General features: G+C 68.4%; 18 protein-coding genes. 16 read left to right on the forward strand and 2 right to left on the reverse strand.

Annotated features, from left to right (window positions below; genetic code table 11):
• Nucleotides 1-14 precede the first annotated feature (14 nt).
• The 10 genes from tolB to ACP693_RS04930 all read left to right on the forward strand — a co-directional run bounded on the left by tolB (nucleotide 15) and on the right by ACP693_RS04930 (nucleotide 10639).
• Nucleotides 15-1391, forward strand: a complete 1377-nt coding sequence (tolB, locus tag ACP693_RS04885) for a Tol-Pal system beta propeller repeat protein TolB (protein ID WP_426018501.1) — start codon at nucleotides 15-17, stop codon at nucleotides 1389-1391.
• A 141-nt stretch (nucleotides 1392-1532) separates the two neighbouring features.
• On the forward strand, nucleotides 1533-2096 hold the full coding sequence (pal, locus tag ACP693_RS04890; protein ID WP_346494213.1) for a peptidoglycan-associated lipoprotein Pal: 564 nt from the start codon (nucleotides 1533-1535) through the stop codon (nucleotides 2094-2096).
• A gap of 126 nt (nucleotides 2097-2222) precedes the next feature.
• Complete coding sequence (locus tag ACP693_RS04895) at nucleotides 2223-3365, forward strand: DUF3667 domain-containing protein (RefSeq protein WP_426018499.1); 1143 nt, start codon at nucleotides 2223-2225, stop codon at nucleotides 3363-3365.
• 41 nt (nucleotides 3366-3406) lie between these two features.
• Nucleotides 3407-4252: a tol-pal system protein gene (locus ACP693_RS04900; protein WP_426018497.1), complete on the forward strand. Its 846-nt coding sequence runs from the start codon at nucleotides 3407-3409 to the stop codon at nucleotides 4250-4252.
• On the forward strand, nucleotides 4243-5487 hold the full coding sequence (gene tilS / locus ACP693_RS04905; protein WP_426018495.1) for a tRNA lysidine(34) synthetase TilS: 1245 nt from the start codon (nucleotides 4243-4245) through the stop codon (nucleotides 5485-5487). Before ACP693_RS04900 ends, tilS begins: the two co-directional genes overlap by 10 nt.
• 86 nt (nucleotides 5488-5573) lie before the next feature.
• Nucleotides 5574-7532, forward strand: a complete 1959-nt coding sequence (gene ftsH / locus ACP693_RS04910; protein ID WP_426018493.1) for an ATP-dependent zinc metalloprotease FtsH — start codon at nucleotides 5574-5576, stop codon at nucleotides 7530-7532.
• Between the two features lie 271 nt (nucleotides 7533-7803).
• Nucleotides 7804-9021: an acyltransferase family protein gene (locus tag ACP693_RS04915; protein WP_426018491.1), complete on the forward strand. Its 1218-nt coding sequence runs from the start codon at nucleotides 7804-7806 to the stop codon at nucleotides 9019-9021.
• Nucleotides 9022-9083: 62 nt separating this feature from the next.
• On the forward strand, nucleotides 9084-9737 hold the full coding sequence (locus ACP693_RS04920) for a hypothetical protein (RefSeq protein WP_426018489.1): 654 nt from the start codon (nucleotides 9084-9086) through the stop codon (nucleotides 9735-9737).
• Between the two features lie 3 nt (nucleotides 9738-9740).
• A complete protein-coding gene (locus tag ACP693_RS04925; protein WP_426018487.1) occupies nucleotides 9741-10043 on the forward strand; it encodes a winged helix-turn-helix domain-containing protein in 303 nt (100 codons plus the stop codon).
• Entirely contained in the window at nucleotides 10043-10639 is a 597-nt protein-coding gene (locus ACP693_RS04930) for a YdeI/OmpD-associated family protein (RefSeq protein WP_426018485.1), read from the forward strand. The genes ACP693_RS04925 and ACP693_RS04930 overlap by 1 nt, the downstream gene beginning before the upstream one ends.
• 6 nt (nucleotides 10640-10645) lie before the next feature.
• Here ACP693_RS04930 and ACP693_RS04935 read toward each other — a convergent pair whose 3' ends face one another.
• Nucleotides 10646-11062 carry a GreA/GreB family elongation factor gene (locus ACP693_RS04935; protein ID WP_426018483.1) on the reverse strand — a complete coding sequence of 139 codons (417 nt, stop codon included), beginning with the start codon at nucleotides 11060-11062 and terminating at the stop codon, nucleotides 10646-10648.
• Nucleotides 11063-11269: 207 nt separating this feature from the next.
• Between ACP693_RS04935 and folP the strand changes: the two genes are divergently transcribed.
• The 5 genes from folP to ACP693_RS04960 all read left to right on the forward strand — a co-directional run bounded on the left by folP (nucleotide 11270) and on the right by ACP693_RS04960 (nucleotide 14490).
• The gene (gene folP, locus ACP693_RS04940; protein ID WP_426018481.1) at nucleotides 11270-12106 is read left to right on the forward strand and encodes a dihydropteroate synthase; all 837 of its coding nucleotides are present in this window, start codon (nucleotides 11270-11272) and stop codon (nucleotides 12104-12106) included.
• Between the two features lie 65 nt (nucleotides 12107-12171).
• Nucleotides 12172-12528 carry a DMT family protein gene (locus tag ACP693_RS04945; RefSeq protein WP_409716612.1) on the forward strand — a complete coding sequence of 119 codons (357 nt, stop codon included), beginning with the start codon at nucleotides 12172-12174 and terminating at the stop codon, nucleotides 12526-12528.
• A 42-nt stretch (nucleotides 12529-12570) separates the two neighbouring features.
• The gene (locus tag ACP693_RS04950) at nucleotides 12571-12915 is read left to right on the forward strand and encodes a DMT family transporter (protein WP_159846381.1); all 345 of its coding nucleotides are present in this window, start codon (nucleotides 12571-12573) and stop codon (nucleotides 12913-12915) included.
• Entirely contained in the window at nucleotides 12912-13712 is an 801-nt protein-coding gene (gene thiD, locus ACP693_RS04955; protein ID WP_426018479.1) for a bifunctional hydroxymethylpyrimidine kinase/phosphomethylpyrimidine kinase, read from the forward strand. Before ACP693_RS04950 ends, thiD begins: the two co-directional genes overlap by 4 nt.
• Nucleotides 13713-13911: 199 nt before the next feature.
• Nucleotides 13912-14490, forward strand: coding sequence for a nucleotidyltransferase family protein (locus ACP693_RS04960; RefSeq protein ID WP_426018477.1), 579 nt, complete (start codon nucleotides 13912-13914; stop codon nucleotides 14488-14490).
• Here ACP693_RS04960 and ACP693_RS04965 read toward each other — a convergent pair.
• Nucleotides 14487-14876 carry a DUF983 domain-containing protein gene (locus ACP693_RS04965; RefSeq protein WP_426018475.1) on the reverse strand — a complete coding sequence of 130 codons (390 nt, stop codon included), beginning with the start codon at nucleotides 14874-14876 and terminating at the stop codon, nucleotides 14487-14489. The genes ACP693_RS04960 and ACP693_RS04965 overlap by 4 nt on opposite strands.
• Before the next feature lie 145 nt (nucleotides 14877-15021).
• Here ACP693_RS04965 and ACP693_RS04970 point away from each other — a divergent pair, with 145 nt between their 5' ends.
• Nucleotides 15022-17877 (forward strand): tetratricopeptide repeat protein, encoded by a 2856-nt coding sequence (locus ACP693_RS04970; RefSeq protein ID WP_426018473.1) that lies wholly within the window; start codon nucleotides 15022-15024, stop codon nucleotides 17875-17877.
• Nucleotides 17878-17945 lie beyond the last annotated feature (68 nt).

Below are 17945 nucleotides of genomic sequence, written 5' to 3' on the forward strand. Positions count from 1 at the left end.
CGTGGGAGCAAATCATGCGTCTGAACCTTCTTATGGCCTCTGCCGCCGTCGCCATCTTGGCGGGGCCAATGGCGCTCAGCCCGGTTCACGCTCAAGCTGCGCCTCAGAACGCACCGATACAGGATGTCGTGGTCGATGACGGCGTGTTGCGGCCACTTCAGATCGCGGTCGTGCCGTTTGCGGGGACGCACGGGTCGGACATCTCGAACGTGGTCAGCGGCAATCTGAAACGGTCTGGCTTCTTCGAGCCGTTGAACCCGTCCAGCTTCATCGAGACGGGGCTGACGCTGGCCAATGCGCCGAACTTTCCGCAGTGGACCCAGATCGGGGCGCAGGCGGTGCTGTACGGCGGGGTGACGACGCGCGGCGACGGCCGGTTGGACGTGGGTTTCCGCCTGTATGATCCGTATCGCCAGTGCCAGCTGGTCAGCTATCAGTTTACGGCGACGCAGGAACAATGGCGCCGGATCGCGCACAAGATTTCCGACGTCATCTATCAGCGGATGACGGGCGAGAGCGGCTTCTTCGATTCGCGCGTGATCTTCGTGTCCGAAGAGGGCACGCAGCTGAACCGGATCAACCGCCTGACCATCGCCGACCAGGACGGGTTCAACCCGACCTATCTGACCCAGGGCGACGAGGTGATCATGTCGCCGCGCTTCTCGCTGTCGCAGCCGGACGAGATCACCTATGTGGCGCTGGGCAAGGATTACAGCCGCATCTATCTGTACAATCTGACGACCGGCCGGCGCGAGAGCCTGGGCGAGTTCGACGGTCAGGTGCTGGCGCCGCGCTTCTCCAACGACGGCAACAAGATCGCCTTCTCGATCATCCGGGGCGGCAATACCGACGTCTATGTGATGGACCTGAGAAGCCGTCAGATCACGCGCCTGACCAACGATCCGGGCATCGACACCTCGCCCTCGTTCAGCCCGGACGGCAGCCAGATCGTCTTCACCTCGGACCGTTCGGGGTCGGCGCGCCTGTATGTCATGCGCTCGGACGGATCGGGCCAGCGGCCGATCTCGCGCGGGGGCGGCCTGTATACGGCGCCGTCGTGGAGCCCGACCGGCAATCTGATCGCCTTCACCAAACAGGGCGGCGGCCAGTTCTCGACCGGGGTGATGAACTCGGACGGTTCGGGCGAGCGCATCCTGTCATCCAGCTATTTCGAGGAAGGCCCGAACTGGGCGCCCAACGGCCGCTACGTCATGTTCGCGCGCCAGACGCGCGGCGGCGATACGCGCCTGTGGACCGTGGACCTGTCCGGTCGGGTGGTGTCGCAGGCGGGCTATAACGGGCGCGGCACCGACCCCGCCTGGTCGCCGCTGCTGGACCGCCCGCCGACCAATCTGGGCATGAACCAGGGCGCGGACGCCTGTCCGTCGTAAACACTGCGCCGATCACATCGGAGCCTTAAAGCTGAACTGTGCGTTATCGCCTCTCGCGCCGAAAAATCGCCCAAGGCAGACTGTAACGCCAAGCTTGAGGGCTGCGGCCTCGCACAAGAAACACCGTCAGGAGACGACCTCATGAAGACTTCCCGCATTCTCAAGCTGGCGATGGTGGGCTGCGCCGTCGCCGCCATGGCCGCCTGCACCCGCAAGCCCCCGGTCGAAACCGGCGTGCCTGGTCCGAACGACGGCACGACGCAGCCGACGGGCCCCGCCTATCCGACCGCCCCGACCGGCCCTGTGACCGGCGGCGAGATGGGTTCGGCCGCGCCCGGCACCGAGCAGGACTTCGTCGTCAACGTCGGCGACCGCATCTATTTCGACCTGGACAGCTATGAGGTCCGTCCCGAGGCCATGCCGCGCCTGGACGCCCAGGCGCAGTGGCTGCAACGCTATCCGTCGGTGACGATCCGCATCGAAGGCAATGCCGACGAACGCGGCACGCGCGAATACAACCTGGCCCTGGGCGCGCGCCGCGCCGAGTCGGTGCGGACCTATCTGATCAACCGCGGCATTCCGGCGGGCCGGATCGACACCATCAGCTTCGGCAAGGAGCGCCCGATCGCGGAAGGGTCGAGCGAGGATTCGTTCGCGCGCAACCGCAACGCCCACACCGCCATCGTGTCGGGCGCGCCGCGCTAAACACTGGCTGAGAAGACAGAGCGAAGGGGCGTCGGCTGCAAGGCCGGCGCCTCTTTTCGTTTCGGCGCTTGTCCTGACGCCGGGCGGGCGGCAAGAACGTCGCCGTAAGGATCGGGGGATCAGGACATGGACATCGAAGGGGCCGGCGGCGCCGTCACGGGCGGCCTGATCGCGGGCGCGATCGAGACGCCGACGGGCAAGGCGGGCGAGGACCACAGCCACGGCGTCTGTTCGGACTGCGGCGCCCAGACCAGCGGCAACTTCTGCGCCAATTGCGGCCAGCCGACCCACGTCCACCGCACCCTGCTGCACCTGGGCGAAGAGCTGCTGCACGGGGTCATGCATTTCGACGCCCGCATCTGGCGCACCCTGCCGCTGCTGTGGCTGAATCCTGGCCGTCTTACCCGCGAGTGGGTCGAGGGCAAGCGGTCGCGCTATGTCTCGCCGCTGGCGATCTTCCTGTTCACCCTGTTCGTGATGTTCTTCGCGCTCAGCTTCATGCCGCACCCCGAGTCGAAGACCGGCGAGGCGGCGGATATGAGCGAGCGGATCGCCGCCCAGCGGGTCGGTCTGGCCGAGGCCGAAAAGGCGCTGGTCCAGCTGCGCGCCGAGAGTGCAGCCCAGCCTGCCCCGAGGATGCAGATGGCGATCAACGCCGGACAGAAGCTGGTCGATGATCGACGCACAGCCTTGGCCCGGCTGGAGGTCGAACAGCGCGACGGGCGCGCCGATGGGCTGAAGCCCGGCAGCTGGCAGGCCAGCATCAAGGATATGGCGACCGGCCAGGGCGGCGAGACCAAGCTGAGGGTCATGGGCCAGGACGCGAACAAGCAAGGCCACGGCGTCGGCGCCACGGTGCTGAAGAAGCTGCAGAACCCGGACCTTGCGCTCTATAAGTTGCAGCAGACGATGTACAAGTTCGCCTTCCTGCTGGTGCCGTTGTCGATCCCGTTCGTGGCCCTGCTGTTCCTGTGGAAGCGGGGGTTCACCCTGTACGACCACGGGGTCTATGTCCTGTATTCGCTGACCTTCATGGCCATGCTGCTGATGCTGATGGTGTTGTCGGCGACGTTGGCGGGGTGGCTGGGTCAGATCGTCATTACACTGGGGGTGCTGGCCGTGCCGGTGCATATGTTCGCCCAGATGAAGGGCGCCTATTCGTTGTCCTGGTTCTCGGCCCTGTGGCGGACGACGGCGCTGCTGATGTTCTGCAACATCGTGGTGGGCCTGTTCGTGACGGCCATCGTCTATCTGGGGCTGGGTCACTAGACCGGCCTTGCGGCGGCCCCAAATCGGTGAAAGCTAGAGGTATGACCAAGCTCTCGATCTCTCGTGCTCACCTTCTCGCCGCCGCCGCTCTCGGGTTGGTCCTGATCGGCGGCGCCGCCGTCGCGCAACAGGCCCAGCCCAACATCATGGAGCGGACCGAGTGGGACAATCGCCGGCTGGACCAGCTGGACCGCAATGTGCGCCGGCTGGAGCGCGCCCTGACCCAGAGGAACGCCGCCGGCCAGCCTGTGCTGGTCGAGCCGGACCCCGAGGTGGTGACCCTGCAAGGGCAGTTCGCCCTGATGGATCGGCGGCTGGGCGACCTGGAGGCCACGGTGCGCCGCATCAATGGCGACAACGAGCGGCTGACGTTCCAGCTGGATGAGGCCACGCGCGACAACCAGGCCCTGACCGTACGGCTGACCGAGACCGAGGCGCGTCTCCAGAAGCTGGAAACGGCGGCCGAGCTGAATGCGCCGATCGAGGCGACCTCGCCGACCGGCGATGCGACGCGGGACCTGGCGGCGGCGGTGGCCCTGTTGTCCAGCGACCGGCCGCGCGGGGAGCGGGCGCTGGAGACGGTGATCGCGGCCTGGCCCGACACGCCGCAGTCGCGCGAGGCCAACTCGCGCCTGGGCGACCTGAGGGTCGCGGCGAACGACAAGGCGGGGGCTGTGCCCTATTACGCCGCCGCGCTGAAGGACTGGCCGCGCATCGGCTGGGCGGCGGACACGACGCTGAAACTGGCCGACGCCCTGTTCTCGACCCAGAGGAAGCCGCAAGGGTGCGCGGCTCTGGGCGAGTTCACGCGCCGCTATGCGCCCGCCGCCTCGGACCCGCAGAAGGCGCGGGCGGCGCAGTTGAAGACCACGGGCGGGTGCGCCTGACGCCCGACAATGATCTGACGGCGCGAGCGTTCGCGCGGCTGGATGCGCGACTGACGAGAGAGACGGCGCGGCCTGTGGCGCTGGCCCTGTCGGGAGGCGGGGATTCCGTCGCCCTGTTGCGGCTGGCGACCGACTGGGGGCGATCGCGCGGGCGGTCGGTGCTGGCCCTGACCGTGGATCACCGTTTGAACTCCGACAGCGGCGGCTGGACGAAGTTTGCGGGAGAGGCCGCGCGGGCGGCGGGGGCGGACTGGCGCGGGCTGAGCTGGGACGGGGACAAGCCGAAGACCGGTCTGACGGCGGCGGCGCGGGCGGCGCGGCATGGGCTGATCGCCGATGCGGCGCGCGAGGCCGGGGCGTCCGTCGTGCTGTTCGCCCATACCGCCGACGACATCGCCGAGGCCGATCTGATGCGGGCGCAAGGCTCGACGCTGGGACGGGTGCGCGAATGGTCGCCGTCGCCGGCCTGGCCGCAGGGGCGGGGGCTGATGCTGCTGCGGCCCCTGTTGGGCGAGCGGCGCGGGGTGTTGCGGAACTGGCTGGCCGGGCAGGGAGCGGACTGGATCGAGGATCCCGCCAACGCCGATCCGAGGTTCGGGCGCAGCCGGGCGCGGCAGGCGCTGGCGGGTCAGGCGCCGGATGTGTCGGACGACGGGCGCGTCGAGACTGATCGCAGACTGGCGATGGACGACGAGGCGATGGTGCGCGCAGACCGCGACATTGGAGCGCGGACGCTGGCGGCGGCTCTGGTCTGCGTCGGGGGCGGGGCGACGCCGCCACGTGGGGCAAGGGTGCAGGGTCTGACGGCGCGGCTGAGGGCGGGCGAGGATTTCGCTGCGACCCTCGCCGGCGCACGGATCGAGGCCGTCGGCGATACGGTTCGGGTGATGCGCGAGGCGGGCGAACTGGGCCGGCGCGGTACTGCGCCGCTGGTCCTGACGCCGGGCGTCGAGGCGATGTGGGACGGGCGGTTCGCCTTTCGCGCCGAACACCCCGGCTGGTCGGTCGTGGCGGCGCGGGGGCGGCTGGCCAGCCTGTCGGACGCCGACAGGATCGAGATCAATCGCCTGCCGGCGGCGACGCGCGGGGCCTGGCCTGTGTTGATCAGGGACGACGCCCTGGCGCCGGTTCTTGCAGGCGAAGGGGTCGAACGGCGCGCGCTTGTCGCGGAACGGCTCAGGCTGGCGCTGGACGAAACGACGCACGAAGACGACCTGATTTCCGCCACCCGATAGCGTAACGCTGATTAAGCTCCTATTTTCCCAGGCAGACACATCCAGACCGTCGACCCACTCGGGTTCGCGGACGACCGAGGACCTCAATGAACCTGCGTAATCTGGCGATCACCGGCGTGATCATCCTGGCGCTTCTGGCAGGCTACGCCGCCCTGTCCCAGGGCGGCGCCATGAACGGCGTGGCGGGCCAGCCGCCCGGCGGCAAACCCGAAGTGATGAGCTATTCCGAACTGGTGCAGCGGGTGAACGCCGGCGACGTCAAACAGGTGACCATCCGCCTGGACAAGGTGAACGGCGAGCTGAAGAACGGCGAACGCTTCACCTCCACCACCGTCTATCCCAACGAACAGCTGGTGGCCCAGATGCTGGCGGCCAACGTCGAGATCGACGCCAAGTCGGGCGGCCAGTCGATCTGGATGAGCCTGCTGCTGGGCATCCTGCCGATCGCGCTGCTGATCGGGGTTTGGATCTTCTTCATGCGCCAGATGCAGGGCGGGGCGAAGGGCGCCATGGGCTTCGGCAAGTCCAAGGCCAAGCTGCTGACCGAGCACAAGGGTAGGAAGACCTTCGACGACGTCGCCGGCGTGGACGAGGCCAAGGACGAACTGCAGGAGGTCGTCGACTTCCTGAAGGATCCGGGCAAGTTCCAACGTCTGGGCGGCAAGATCCCCAAGGGCGCGCTTCTGGTGGGCCCTCCCGGCACCGGCAAGACGCTGCTGGCCCGTGCGGTCGCAGGCGAGGCGGGCGTGCCCTTCTTCTCGATCTCGGGCTCGGACTTCGTCGAAATGTTCGTGGGCGTCGGCGCCAGCCGCGTGCGCGACATGTTCGAACAGGCCAAGAAGAATGCGCCCTGCATCATCTTCATTGATGAGATCGACGCCGTCGGTCGCCATCGCGGCGCCGGACTGGGCGGCGGCAATGACGAGCGCGAACAGACGCTGAACCAGCTGCTGGTCGAGATGGACGGCTTCGAGGCGTCCGAGAACATCATCCTGATCGCCGCCACCAACCGTCCCGACGTGCTGGACCCGGCCCTGCTGCGTCCCGGCCGTTTCGACCGCCAGGTGGTGGTGCCGAACCCGGATGTCTCGGGTCGCGAACGCATCCTGCGCGTCCACATGAAGGACGTGCCCCTGGCCGCCGACGTGAACACCAAGACCATCGCGCGCGGCACGCCCGGCTTCTCGGGCGCCGACCTGGCCAATCTGGTCAACGAGGCGGCGCTGACGGCGGCGCGCAAGGACCGTCGCATGGTCACCCAGCGCGACTTCGAGGACGCCAAGGACAAGGTGCTGATGGGCGCCGAGCGTCGCTCCATGGCCATGAACGAGGAAGAAAAGCGCCTGACCGCCTATCACGAGGCCGGTCACGCCATCGTCGCCATGAACGTCAAGATGGCCGACCCCGTCCACAAGGCGACCATCGTTCCGCGCGGTCGGGCCCTGGGCATGGTGATGCAGTTGCCGGAAGGCGACCGCTATTCGATGAAATACCAGCAGATGATCGACCGGATCGCCATCATGGCCGGCGGCCGCGTCGCCGAGGAGCTGATCTTCGGCAAGGAGAACATCACCTCGGGCGCCTCGTCGGACATCGAACAGGCGACGAAGCTGGCGCGCGCCATGGTCACGCGCTGGGGCTTCTCCGAGAAGCTGGGCACGGTGGCCTACGGCGAGAACCAGGAAGAGGTCTTCCTGGGTCACTCGGTGGCGCGCAGCCAGAACGTCTCGGAAGAGACGGCGCGCACCATCGACGAAGAGGTTCGTCGTCTGGTGTCCGCAGGCTGGGACGATGCGCGTCGCATCCTGACCACCAAGGCCGAGGACCACGAGAAACTGTCCCAGGCCCTGCTGGAATACGAGACCCTGTCGGGCGAGGAGATCAAGGATCTGCTGGAGAAGGGCGTCGCGCCGAACCGTGACGAGAACAACTTCCCCAACGCCGGACCTTCGGTCTCGGTGCCGGTGACGCCGGTGTCTGACGGCACCGACATCGAGGTGCCGGTCGCCGCGCCGGCCGCGACCAGCGTGCCGACGGTTCACTGAACCCAGGTTCAGGTTCGAATGAAGAAGCCCGCCGGGAGAGCGATCTCCCGGCGGGTTTTTCTTTGGGACGATGCCCTCTCTCTACACCGTCATCCTCGGGCTCGACCCGAGGACCGGCTGCGGATCGGGCTCTGCGGCGCCTTTGACGAAATGCGGCGGCCGACCCGGCCCTCGGGTCGAGCCCGAGGGTGATGACGTGGGTGTGGCGAACAAGTTTGTATTACAGACAAGTCTATGACATATGGTGCTCTCAATCTGAAGAGGGGTCGTCATGTCGATGTCTGGAAGGGATCAAGCCGAGCGCCTGCACGGGCTGGATGCGTTGCGCGCCGGTGCGCTGCTGCTGGGGGTGGTGCTGCACGCCAGCCTGTCGTTCTTCCCGCAGCAGATCTGGATCGTGGCGGACGAGAGCCGGTCCATCGGCGCGGCGTGGCTGTTCTTCGCCATTCACCTTTTTCGCATGACGGCCTTCTTCCTGATCGCCGGCCTGTTCGCCCACATGATGCTGGCGCGACGGGGGTGGGTCGGGTTCGCCAAGGACCGGGCGATGCGGATCGCCGGGCCGCTGGCGGCCTTCTGGTTTCCGGTCATGGCGGGGATCGTAACGGCCCTGGTCTGGAACGCGCATGCCAACGGTCTGGTCACGCCGGGCGCGCCGCCGCCCCCGCCGCCGACCTATGACTGGACCAATTTCCCGCTGACCCATCTGTGGTTCCTGTGGGTGCTGACGCTGTTCTACGCCGCCGTGCTGATCCTTCGCGCTGTCTTCTCTGCGGTGGATCGCAAGGGCCGGTCGGGGCCGGTCGCAGACAGGATCACCGGCGCCCTGATCGGACCATGGACGCCCGTCGTCCTGGCCGCGCCGCTGGCCTTGGCGCTGTGGCTGGACCCGAAATGGATCGCCTTCTTCGCCGTGCCGACGCCGGATGCGGGCGTGATCCCTCACGTCTCTGCCCTGGTCGGGTTCGGCCTCGCTTTCGGCCTGGGCTTCATGCTGGACCGTCGGCGCGACCTGCTGGGGCGGATAGCCAGATGGTCGCCGTTGTTCCTGATCGTGGCGGCGATCTCGGGCGTCGCCGCCTATGTCCTGGCGGGCGGACCGAACATTGCGCCGATGACCGCGCCGACCGGCGCCAAGGCGCTGGCCGCCGCCGTGACGGCCCTGGCGGTCTATGCCTCGGCCCTGGCCGCCATGGGGCTGTGCCTGCGGTTCCTGTCGGGACGCAGCCCGGTCCGGCGCTATCTCTCCGACGCCTCCTACTGGGTCTATATCGTGCACCTGCCGCTGGTCATGCTGGCCCAGGTCTGGGTGCAGGACTGGGCCGGACCGTGGGGGCTGAAACTGGCCGGCGTTTCGCTGGGGGTCTTCGCCGTCTGCCTGGTCTCTTACGAACTGCTGATCCGCCACAGTTTCATGGGGCGGTGGCTGAATGGGCGACGCGCGCCGTGGCGCAACAAGCCGACGCCCGCCCTGGTCCCCGCCGAATAGCTTGCCAACCCCGACGGCGGCGTTCATCCGAGAACGTGCGCCGGTCGCACAGGAATCACCCGATGTCCGACAAGTCTCGCAGCACGCCCGAAGCCGACCTGGCCTTTCTGAAGGCCATCGTCCAGGGCGGGAACAATCCCAAGGCGACCCTGACGCTGGGCGTGGCCTATTTAGCCGGCGGCCTGCTGTACGGCTTGCAGTGCCTGTTCCACGTCGGCCAGGCCGTGGGCTGGGTGCGCTGGCCGGACTTGGCCAATCTGGCTTTCGTGACCGGGATCACCGTCGCCTTCCTGATCGTGCTGACCTGGGCCATCCGCGAGGATCGCAAGATCGGGGCGGCGGGACCCATCGTGACGCGGACCCTGAACGCGGCCTTCAGCGGCGCGGGCATGGCGAACCTGGCGATCATCATCGTGTTCGGCATCGGCGCGGCGCGGGACAAGGATTTCGCCGTCTGGCTCTATTATCCGGCGATGATCTTCGCGTTGCAGGCGGCGGCATGGTTCGTAGCCTGGAACCTCAGGAAGAAGCCCTGGATGCTGGCGGCGTCGATCGGCGGCTGGATCACGGCGGTGGCGCTGGGCCTGCTGGTGCGCGAGCCGGTGATCTACCTTTATGTCTGCACCGCCGCCCTGTTCGCCCTCTTCGCCGGGCCGGGCTGGATCATGACGCGCGCGGCCTTGCAGACGCGCGCCGTCGATGCGGACGCCGGCTGATCCATGGGGCTGAACGATCTCGGCAAGATCGACGAGGTCATCCACGGCCGGATGCGGCTGGGGATCATGGTCTATTTGGCCGATGCCGAGGCCGCCGACTTCACCGAGCTGAAGACGGTGCTGGAGGCGACGCAAGGCAATCTGTCCGTCCATATCAAGAAGCTGGAGGAGGCAGGCTATGTCGCCGTGGCCAAGAGCTTCGTGAACAACAAGCCCCTGACCCGCGTGTCGATCACCCCCGCCGGCCGCAAGGCCTTCGCCGCCTATCTGGAGGCGCTGGGCGGGCTGATCGGGAGGCCCGGCTGATGGCGCCCATGGTGGTCGATCCGGCGAAGGTGCGGGCGTTCGCGGACAAGGACGGCTTTCACGCCTGGCTGGGCCAGAACCATGATCGTGAGACGGAGCTGTGGATCCGCATCTACAAGGTGAAATCGGGCGTGGCCTCGATCACCTGGGCCGAGGCGGTGGACGTGATCCTGTGCTGGGGCTGGATCGACGGGGTGCGCAAGAGCCTGGACGAGGTCAGCTTTCTGCAACGCGTCTCGCCGCGCGGCAAGAAGAGCGTCTGGAGCCAGATCAATGTCTCCAATGTCGCCCGCCTGAACGACGAAGGACGGATGACCGAACACGGACTGAAGCACGTCGAGGCGGCCAGGGTGGACGGACGCTGGGACGCCGCATATCGGGTCAAGGACGCCGCCGCGCCCGACGACCTGATGGCGGCCATCGATGCGGAGCCGCAGGCGCGGGCGATGTTCGACATCCTGACGGCCCAGAACCGCTTCGCCCTGATCTATCGCACCCAAGCGCCCAAGACCCCGGCCGGGCGCGCCAAGGCCATCGCGCGCCTGGTCGAGATGCTGAAGCGGGGTGAGACCCCCCATCCGCAGAAGCGTCCCTGAGCGCCGTCAGTCCTGGGAAAGGTCCTCGGGGTCTTCGACCATGACCGGGGTCAGGCTGCGCTCGACGCCCGAGGGGTCGGTCCAGGCGATGGTGTGGCCTTCCACCAGGCCGATCAGGCCTGCGCCGACGTGGGACAGGACCGAGACCTTGCCCGCGTCGATGTCGGCCTGGTGCGGCAGGACGATCTGGATGCGGCGCGGCTCGGGCGAGCGGCTGTCGATGTAATGCAGCCAGCGATGAAGCGGGGCGGCGCCGGAGGGGCGGTCGCCGGGCGCGCAGACGATGGCGCGCTCAAGCTCTTGCTGCAGCAGTCCGGCGACGCCCTCGCCGGGCATGTCGCCCACGAGGCGGGACAGGGCGTCATAGTCATCGGCGCTGAGGAAGATGTCGGGACGGGCGGACGTGGCGGTGGAGGGGGTCATGGCGGATCTTTCATTGGATCGCGAGCGCCCGCACGCCGTGACAGGACGGCGGGGACGCTGGCGGTTTTCAGGGGGTGGATCGATGCCCGGAACGGGGCGAAGGGCGCGCGGCCGTTCCGGGTCAGTCGCCTGCGACGAGGCGTCCTGCGTAAGAAAGGCGTCGAGCCTGGCTGACGGGCTGAGTGATCACGGCTAGAGGCTGGTCCCATGGCCCATGAAAGTCAAACCGCGCGGACGGCCGCCTTGTCGCAGGTGATGGGGATCGTCAACGTGACGCCCGACAGTTTCTCGGACGGGGGAAGGTGGGCCTCGACGCAAGGCGCGGTGGACCGGGCCATGCGGCTGGTCGCCGACGGGGCCGACGTGCTGGACATCGGCGGCGAGAGCACGCGGCCGGGGGCGGAGCCGGTGGGCGAGGGCGAGGAGATCGACCGGGTCGCGCCGGTGATCGCGGGCGTCCGCGCGCGCTGGGGCGGGCCGATCAGCGTCGATACGATGAAGCCGGCCGTGGCGCGCGCCGCCGTCGCCGCCGGGGCGACGATGTGGAACGATGTGACGGCCCTGGGCCATGCGCCCGACAGTCTGACGGTTGCGGCCGAAATGGGCTGCGACGTGGTGCTGATGCACATGAAGGGCGAGCCGCGCACGATGCAGGCGGACCCGCGCTATGGCGATGTGGTGGCCGAGGTGGGGGCCTATCTGCGCGGCCGGGCCGAGGCGGCGATAGCGGCGGGCGTGGCGCGCGAGCGGATCTGGCTGGATCCCGGCATCGGCTTCGGCAAGACACTGGCGCACAATATGGCGCTGACAGCGGGGTTGGGGGCGCTGGTCGATCTGGGCTTTCCGGTGCTGTACGCGGCCAGCCGCAAGCGGACGATCCAGGCCATCGATGCGACGGCGGTCGAGGCGACCGACCGTCTGGGCGGCTCGCTGGCCTTGGCGCTGGAAGGCGTGCGGCGGGGCGCGCTGATGGTGCGGGTCCATGACGTGCGCGAGACGGTGCAGGCGCTGAAGGTCCAGGCGGCTGTGATGGCGGCGGGTTGAAGCCCCGCGACGTCTGGTCGCGGCTGGTGTAGAGGCGGCGAAAGCAACAACCTGGGTCCGCGTCCATGCCCCTGACCTCTTACATCGCCCCCATCGTCATGCTGGCCCTGTCGAACGTCTTCATGACCTTCGCCTGGTACGGGCATCTGAAGTTCGATCACAAGCCGCTGTGGCTGTTGGTGACGGCCAGCTGGGGCATCGCCTTCTTCGAATACTGGCTGGCGGTGCCGGCCAACCGGATCGGCATCCAGGTCTATTCGCCGGCCGAACTGAAGACGATGCAGGAGGTGATCACCCTGCTGGTCTTCGCCGGCTTCTCGGTGCTGTATCTGGGCGAGAAGCTGACGGTGAACCACCTGGTCGGGTTCGCCTTCATCGGCCTGGGGGCCTTCTTCATCTTCAAGGGGCCGCTCGGGGCCTGATCGCGGCTTGCTCATGACGGCGGCCTGTTCCATCTGGTCGTCATGTCCTGGGTGATGTCGATCAATCCGTGGGCGACCCTGGTCGTCGCCGGTCTGCTGGAGGTCCTGTGGGCCTCGGGCCTCAAGAACGTGGGCGTCAGCCGGCCGTGGACCTCGCTGGGGGTGCTGGTCGCCTTGGCAGGCAGCATGGTCCTGTTGTGGGTCGCCACACAGAAGCTGCCGATCGGCACGGCCTATGCGGTCTGGACCGGCATCGGGGCCGTCGGGGCGGCCGTGGTCGGAATCCTGGTCTATGGCGAGCCGGCGACGGCGGTGCGGGCGGTGTGCATCCTGCTGATCGTGGCGGGCATCGTCGGGCTGAAACTGTTTTCGGGAGCGGCGGCATGAGTGCGCTTCATCAGGGCCGGGTGCTGATTTTGGCGGGGTCCGACTCGGGCGGCGGCGCGGGCATCCAGGCCGACATCAAGGCCGTGACGATGATGGGCGGGTTCGCCGCCACCGCCATCACGGCCATCACGGTGCAGAACACATTGGGGGTTCACGGCGTCTATCCGTTGCCGCTGGATCTGATCGCGGCCCAGGCGCGGGCGGTGCTGGAAGACATCGGCACGGATGCGTTCAAGACCGGCATGCTGGGCTCTGTCGAGGTGGTCGAGACGGTCGCCGCCCTGCTGGACGAGGCCGACGCCCCGGCGGTGGTCGATCCGGTCATGGTGGCCAAGGGCGGCCACCCCCTGTTGCCCGATGCGGCGGTGTCGGCGGTGAAATCGCTGATGATCCCGCGCGCTGCCCTGCTGACGCCCAATGCGCCCGAGGCCGAGGCGCTGACGGGGTTCGCCGTCCACGATCTGGACGGCCAGAGGCGGGCGGGCGAGGCCCTGTTAGGCATGGGGGCGCGGGCGGTGCTGATGAAGGGCGGCCATGTGTCGGGGCCGACTGTGATCGACCTGCTGATGACCGGCGACGGCGAGACGGTGCTGGAGGCCGAACGGATTGACACCCGCCACACCCACGGCACCGGCTGCACCCTGGCCAGCGCCTGCGCGGCCGGACTGGCGCTGGGCCGGCCGCTGGAGGTCGCGGTCGCCGAGGCCTGGGCCTATGTCGGCGAGGCGATCCGCCGCGCGCCGGGCCTGGGCGGCGGACACGGCCCGCTGGACCACGGCTGGCCGATGCGGGGGTAGGCGAGACATCTCCTTTGAGGCCGTCATCCTAGGCCTCGTGCCTAGGATCCATACGCTCCGCGTTCGAAGCCTGCGCACGCTGTGGAAACACCGGGAGTCTGGATCTTAGGCACAAGGCCTAGGATGACGAGGAAAAGGGGCTGTGGACGGTCTTTCGTCGCCACTCCCCTGCGACCGGCGCGCTCGCTAATGATCGGGGATGAGCGACGTCCTGAACGAAGAACTGACCGACATCGTGCGCGCCGACGCCGGGCTGATGCATGTGCTGACGACTGTGAGGGCGCTGGACCTGCCGGATTGGCGGCTGGTGTCGGGGGCGGTCTATCAGGCGGTGTGGAATGTGAAGACGGGGCGGCCGGCGGGGTATGGGGTGAAGGACTACGACCTGGCCTATTTCGACGGGTCGGACCTGTCCTACGACGCCGAGGACATCGTCATCAAACGCGTCGCCGCCGCCTTCGACGAGCCGTTCCGCAGCCAGGTCGAGGTGCGCAACCAGGCGCGGGTGCATCTGTGGTTCCAGGATCGGTTCGGCGAACCCTATGAGGCGCTGGGATCGACGGACGAGGCCCTGGGGCGGTTCGTGGCGCCGACCTTCGCGGTCGGGCTGCGGCTGGAGGCCGACGATGCGATCAGCGTCGCCGCACCCTTCGGGCTGGAGGACGTGTTCGCGATGACGATCCGGCCCAATCCGAACAGGCCGCTGGCCAAGGGGTGGGTGAAGACCGTCGAGAATGCGCGTGCGCGCTGGCCTGAGCTGACGGTGATCGAACCCTAGAAGGGGCCGTGCTTGCCGTTTGAGGAGAACTCGGGCGGGGCGGCCTTGTGGATGTATTGTTCGGCGACCAGCCAGGCCTTGAAGGGGCGCAGGCAGCCCAGGCACATGGCGATCAGGATCGGCAGGGTGACCACCAGATGGACCCAGATCGGCGGGTGGACGGTGAAGTCGAACACCATCAGCAGGATCATGCCGATGATCCCCACCGCCGACATGACGAAGAAGGCCGGGCCGTCCGCCGGATCGGCGAAGGCGTAGCTGAGGCCGCATTCGGGGCAGTCGGTCTGAAGCGTCAGATAGCCCTTGAACAGCGGCCCCTCGCCACAGCGGGGGCAACGACAGGCCAGGCCGGTCTTGAGGGTGCTGAGGCGAGGATAGTCGGTCATGGGACCACTCTATGCGCCCTGAAGGCGGTCCTGTCGCGTGGACCGGTTGTCCTAGCGGCGACGAAAGAAGGGGGCGCATCCGTAGAACTACGGTCAACGTCGGTTAACTGCGATTAAAGGCCTTGTGGGGCATGGGTCGGGAGATATGTCCGGGGCCTCGCCGACCAAGCGCATCCTGAAGACGACTGTGGCAGCCGCCACGGCGGGCGCCGTCGTGTTTGCGCCCATGGCGCCGCTGGCCCAGGAAGTCGGCCCGTCGCGCGATCCGCTGTCGATCAGCATCGGCCAGAACGACGCCTTCACCCGCGTCGAATTCGGCGGGGTCATCGGGGTGCGCTCGCGCGTCAGCCGCGAGGGCGACAAGGTCGTGGTGCGGATGGGCACGACCGCTGCGCCCGATGTTTCGCGCCTGAGGGTCGATCCGCCCGCAGGGGTGAAGTCGGTCGAGACGCGTATGGCGCGGGCCGGCGGCACGGACCTGATCCTGACGCTGGAGGAGGGGGCGGACGCCCGTTCCGGCGTCGCGGACGGGGCGGTGTGGCTGAACCTCTATGCGCCCGGCAAGGCGCCGGAAGGCGGCGACGCGGCCGCGCCGCAGACGACCAAGGCCGTCGTGCCGGTTCGGGCCGAATCCAGCGAACAGAAGACCGTCCTGACCTTCGACTGGGGCGCGCCCGTGGGGGCCGCCGTCTTCCGTCGGGGGGATGCGGTGTGGATCGTGTTCGACACGGCCGCGCGCATGGACATGACCGGGGCCAAGGACACTCACTTGGCGGGGGGGCCGGCCAAGGACGCGCACTGGGCCGCGGGGCCGGGCTATACCGCCATGCGGATCGCGGCGCCCGAGGGGTTGGGCGTCTCGGCGCAGGGCCAGGGCGGAACCTGGACTGTGACCATCGGCGGGGTCCAGGCCGGCGCTTCTGGCGTCGAGGTGGATCGTTCCGACGACGGCGCGCCGGTGCTGGTGGCGCAGATGGCCGGGGCGACCAAGGCGATCTGGCTGACCGATCCGCTGGTCGGGGACCGATTCGCGGCGGTGACGGCGCTGGCGCCCGGCAAGGGGTATGCGGGCGGGCGCCGCACGGTGGATCTGACCTTGATTCCGACGGCGCAGGGCCTGGCGGTCGAGACCGGGGCCGACGATCTGAAGATCGAGGCGGCGGGCGATCTGGTGACGCTGAGCCGGCCCAAGGGGCTGACGCTGTCGGCGCCGACGGCGGGGCTGGAGACCGGGGACCAAGCGGCCGACGCGCCCAAGCGGGCGGCCCATCCGGCCCTGATCGACGAGACCTGGGCGACGACGGGCGAGGCGGGATTCTCGGATCGCTATCGCCGGCTGCAGGACGCGGCGGGGCTGGAGACGATCGGGGCGAGCGACAATCCGCGCGCCCCGATCGAGGCGCGGATGGCGCTGGCGCGGTTCCTGGTCGGGTCGGGCCTGAACTATGAGGCGATCGGCGTGCTGAACGCCCTGATCGCCAAGGCGCCCAATCTGCAGGGCGAACCCGAGGTGCGGGGCCTGCGCGGCGTGGCGCGCGTCGGCATCGGACGGCTTGAAGAGGCCCAGGTCGATTTCTCGGGCGCCGCCCTGACCAACGACCCGGCGACCAAGGTCTGGCTGGGCTATATCGCCTCGGAGATGGGCGACTGGGAGGGGGCGCGCAGGAACTTCGCCGCCGGCGCCTCGGTGATCGACGACTTCCCCAAGGATTGGCGCGCGCGGTTCGGCGCGGCCCACGCCATGGCGGCTATCCAGCTGAACGACCTGCCCGCCGCCCAGCAACTGCTGGCCTATGTGTTCAGCCAGGACGCGCCGGCCGTCGATCAGCTGACGGCGCGGCTGGTGCAGGCGCGGATGTTCGACCTGAACGGCGACAAGGACCGGGCGCTGGCGATCTACAAGGCCGTGGCGCGCGCGCCGCTGGACGGGATCGCGACGCCGGCGAAACTGGGCGCGATCAGCCTGGAGCTGGACAAGGGCGCGATCACGCCGGATCAGGCGACGGCGCAGCTGGAGCAGCTGAAGTGGCGCTGGCGCGGGGACGCGACCGAGATGGCGGTCGTGCGCAAGCTGTCGGGCATCTATCTGCAACAGGGACGATACCGCGAGGCGCTGGACGCCCTGCGCGGGGCGGGCAAGCGGATGGCGGGCGTGCCGGGCGCGGCTGAGGTCCAGGCCGACCAGTCCAACGCCTTCCGCGCCCTGTTCCTGGAAGGGGCGGCGGACGGGTTGCAGCCGGTGCAGGCGCTGGCCCTGTTCTATGATTTCCGCGAACTGACGCCCATCGGGGCCGACGGGGACGAGATGGTGCGCCGCCTGTCGCGCCGCCTGATCGACGTCGATCTGCTGGACCAGGCCGCCGAACTGCTGAAACACCAGGTGGACGAGCGGCTGGACGGGGTGGCCAAGGCCCAGGTCGCCACCAACCTGGCCACCGTCTATCTGATGGATCGCCAGCCCGAGAAGGCGCTGCAGGCCATATGGGGCTCGCGCACCACCCTGTTGCCCGCCGCGATAAACAGCGAGCGCAGGGCGCTGGAGGCCCGCGCCCTGATGGACCTGGGCCGGTTCGACCATGCGCTGGAGGTGCTGGATCGCGACCAATCGAATCCGGCGCGCGAGGTGCGGGCCGACATCTTCTGGAAACAGCAGAAATGGACCGATGCGGCGCCGGTCTATGAGGCGCGGCTGGGCGAGCGATACAAGGCGGCGGGCGCGCTGACCCCAGCGGAGGAAAGCTGGCTGATCCGGGCGGGCGTGGGCTATTCGCTGAGCGGCGACCGGGCCGCGCTGCAAAGGCTGAACGCCCGCTATGCGCCTTTCGTCGCCGGCGCGCGATCGGGCCCCGCTATCCGCGTGGCGCTGGACGACAGTCTGTCGGGCGTGGCGGGGGCGGGCGACTTCGCCAACCTGTCCAGCCAGGCGGACACCTTCGTCGGCTGGGTCAACAGCGCCAAACAGGCGTTCAGAAAAGAAGCCGAGGCGAAAGCCGCCGCCTGAAATTGAAACGGGCGGAGATCGCGTCGCGACCCCCGCCCGTCGAGCTTTGCCGATCCTGCATCGCAGGA

It is taken from the genome of Brevundimonas sp. TWP1-3 (assembly GCF_049896085.1).
In the GTDB taxonomy this organism is placed as follows: Bacteria; Pseudomonadota; Alphaproteobacteria; order Caulobacterales; family Caulobacteraceae; genus Brevundimonas.

What these genes read in the sequence shown, in the direction of transcription:
- folP (WP_426018481.1), top strand. Translation starts at nt 11,270, where the DNA reads ATGGCCCATGAAAGTCAAACCGCGCGGACGGCCGCCTTGTCGCAGGTG.
- ACP693_RS04930 (WP_426018485.1), top strand. Translation starts at nt 10,043, where the DNA reads ATGGCGCCCATGGTGGTCGATCCGGCGAAGGTGCGGGCGTTCGCGGAC.
- thiD (WP_426018479.1), top strand. Translation starts at nt 12,912, where the DNA reads ATGAGTGCGCTTCATCAGGGCCGGGTGCTGATTTTGGCGGGGTCCGAC.
- ACP693_RS04950 (WP_159846381.1), top strand. Translation starts at nt 12,571, where the DNA reads ATGTCCTGGGTGATGTCGATCAATCCGTGGGCGACCCTGGTCGTCGCC.
- ACP693_RS04925 (WP_426018487.1), top strand. Translation starts at nt 9,741, where the DNA reads ATGGGGCTGAACGATCTCGGCAAGATCGACGAGGTCATCCACGGCCGG.
- ACP693_RS04900 (WP_426018497.1), top strand. Translation starts at nt 3,407, where the DNA reads ATGACCAAGCTCTCGATCTCTCGTGCTCACCTTCTCGCCGCCGCCGCT.
- ACP693_RS04945 (WP_409716612.1), top strand. Translation starts at nt 12,172, where the DNA reads ATGCCCCTGACCTCTTACATCGCCCCCATCGTCATGCTGGCCCTGTCG.
- ACP693_RS04935 (WP_426018483.1), bottom strand. Translation starts at nt 11,062, where the DNA reads ATGACCCCCTCCACCGCCACGTCCGCCCGTCCCGACATCTTCCTCAGC.
- ACP693_RS04965 (WP_426018475.1), bottom strand. Translation starts at nt 14,876, where the DNA reads ATGACCGACTATCCTCGCCTCAGCACCCTCAAGACCGGCCTGGCCTGT.
- ACP693_RS04920 (WP_426018489.1), top strand. Translation starts at nt 9,084, where the DNA reads ATGTCCGACAAGTCTCGCAGCACGCCCGAAGCCGACCTGGCCTTTCTG.
- ACP693_RS04960 (WP_426018477.1), top strand. Translation starts at nt 13,912, where the DNA reads ATGAGCGACGTCCTGAACGAAGAACTGACCGACATCGTGCGCGCCGAC.
- ACP693_RS04895 (WP_426018499.1), top strand. Translation starts at nt 2,223, where the DNA reads ATGGACATCGAAGGGGCCGGCGGCGCCGTCACGGGCGGCCTGATCGCG.
- tolB (WP_426018501.1), top strand. Translation starts at nt 15, where the DNA reads ATGCGTCTGAACCTTCTTATGGCCTCTGCCGCCGTCGCCATCTTGGCG.
- ACP693_RS04915 (WP_426018491.1), top strand. Translation starts at nt 7,804, where the DNA reads ATGTCGATGTCTGGAAGGGATCAAGCCGAGCGCCTGCACGGGCTGGAT.
- pal (WP_346494213.1), top strand. Translation starts at nt 1,533, where the DNA reads ATGAAGACTTCCCGCATTCTCAAGCTGGCGATGGTGGGCTGCGCCGTC.
- ftsH (WP_426018493.1), top strand. Translation starts at nt 5,574, where the DNA reads ATGAACCTGCGTAATCTGGCGATCACCGGCGTGATCATCCTGGCGCTT.
- ACP693_RS04970 (WP_426018473.1), top strand. Translation starts at nt 15,022, where the DNA reads ATGTCCGGGGCCTCGCCGACCAAGCGCATCCTGAAGACGACTGTGGCA.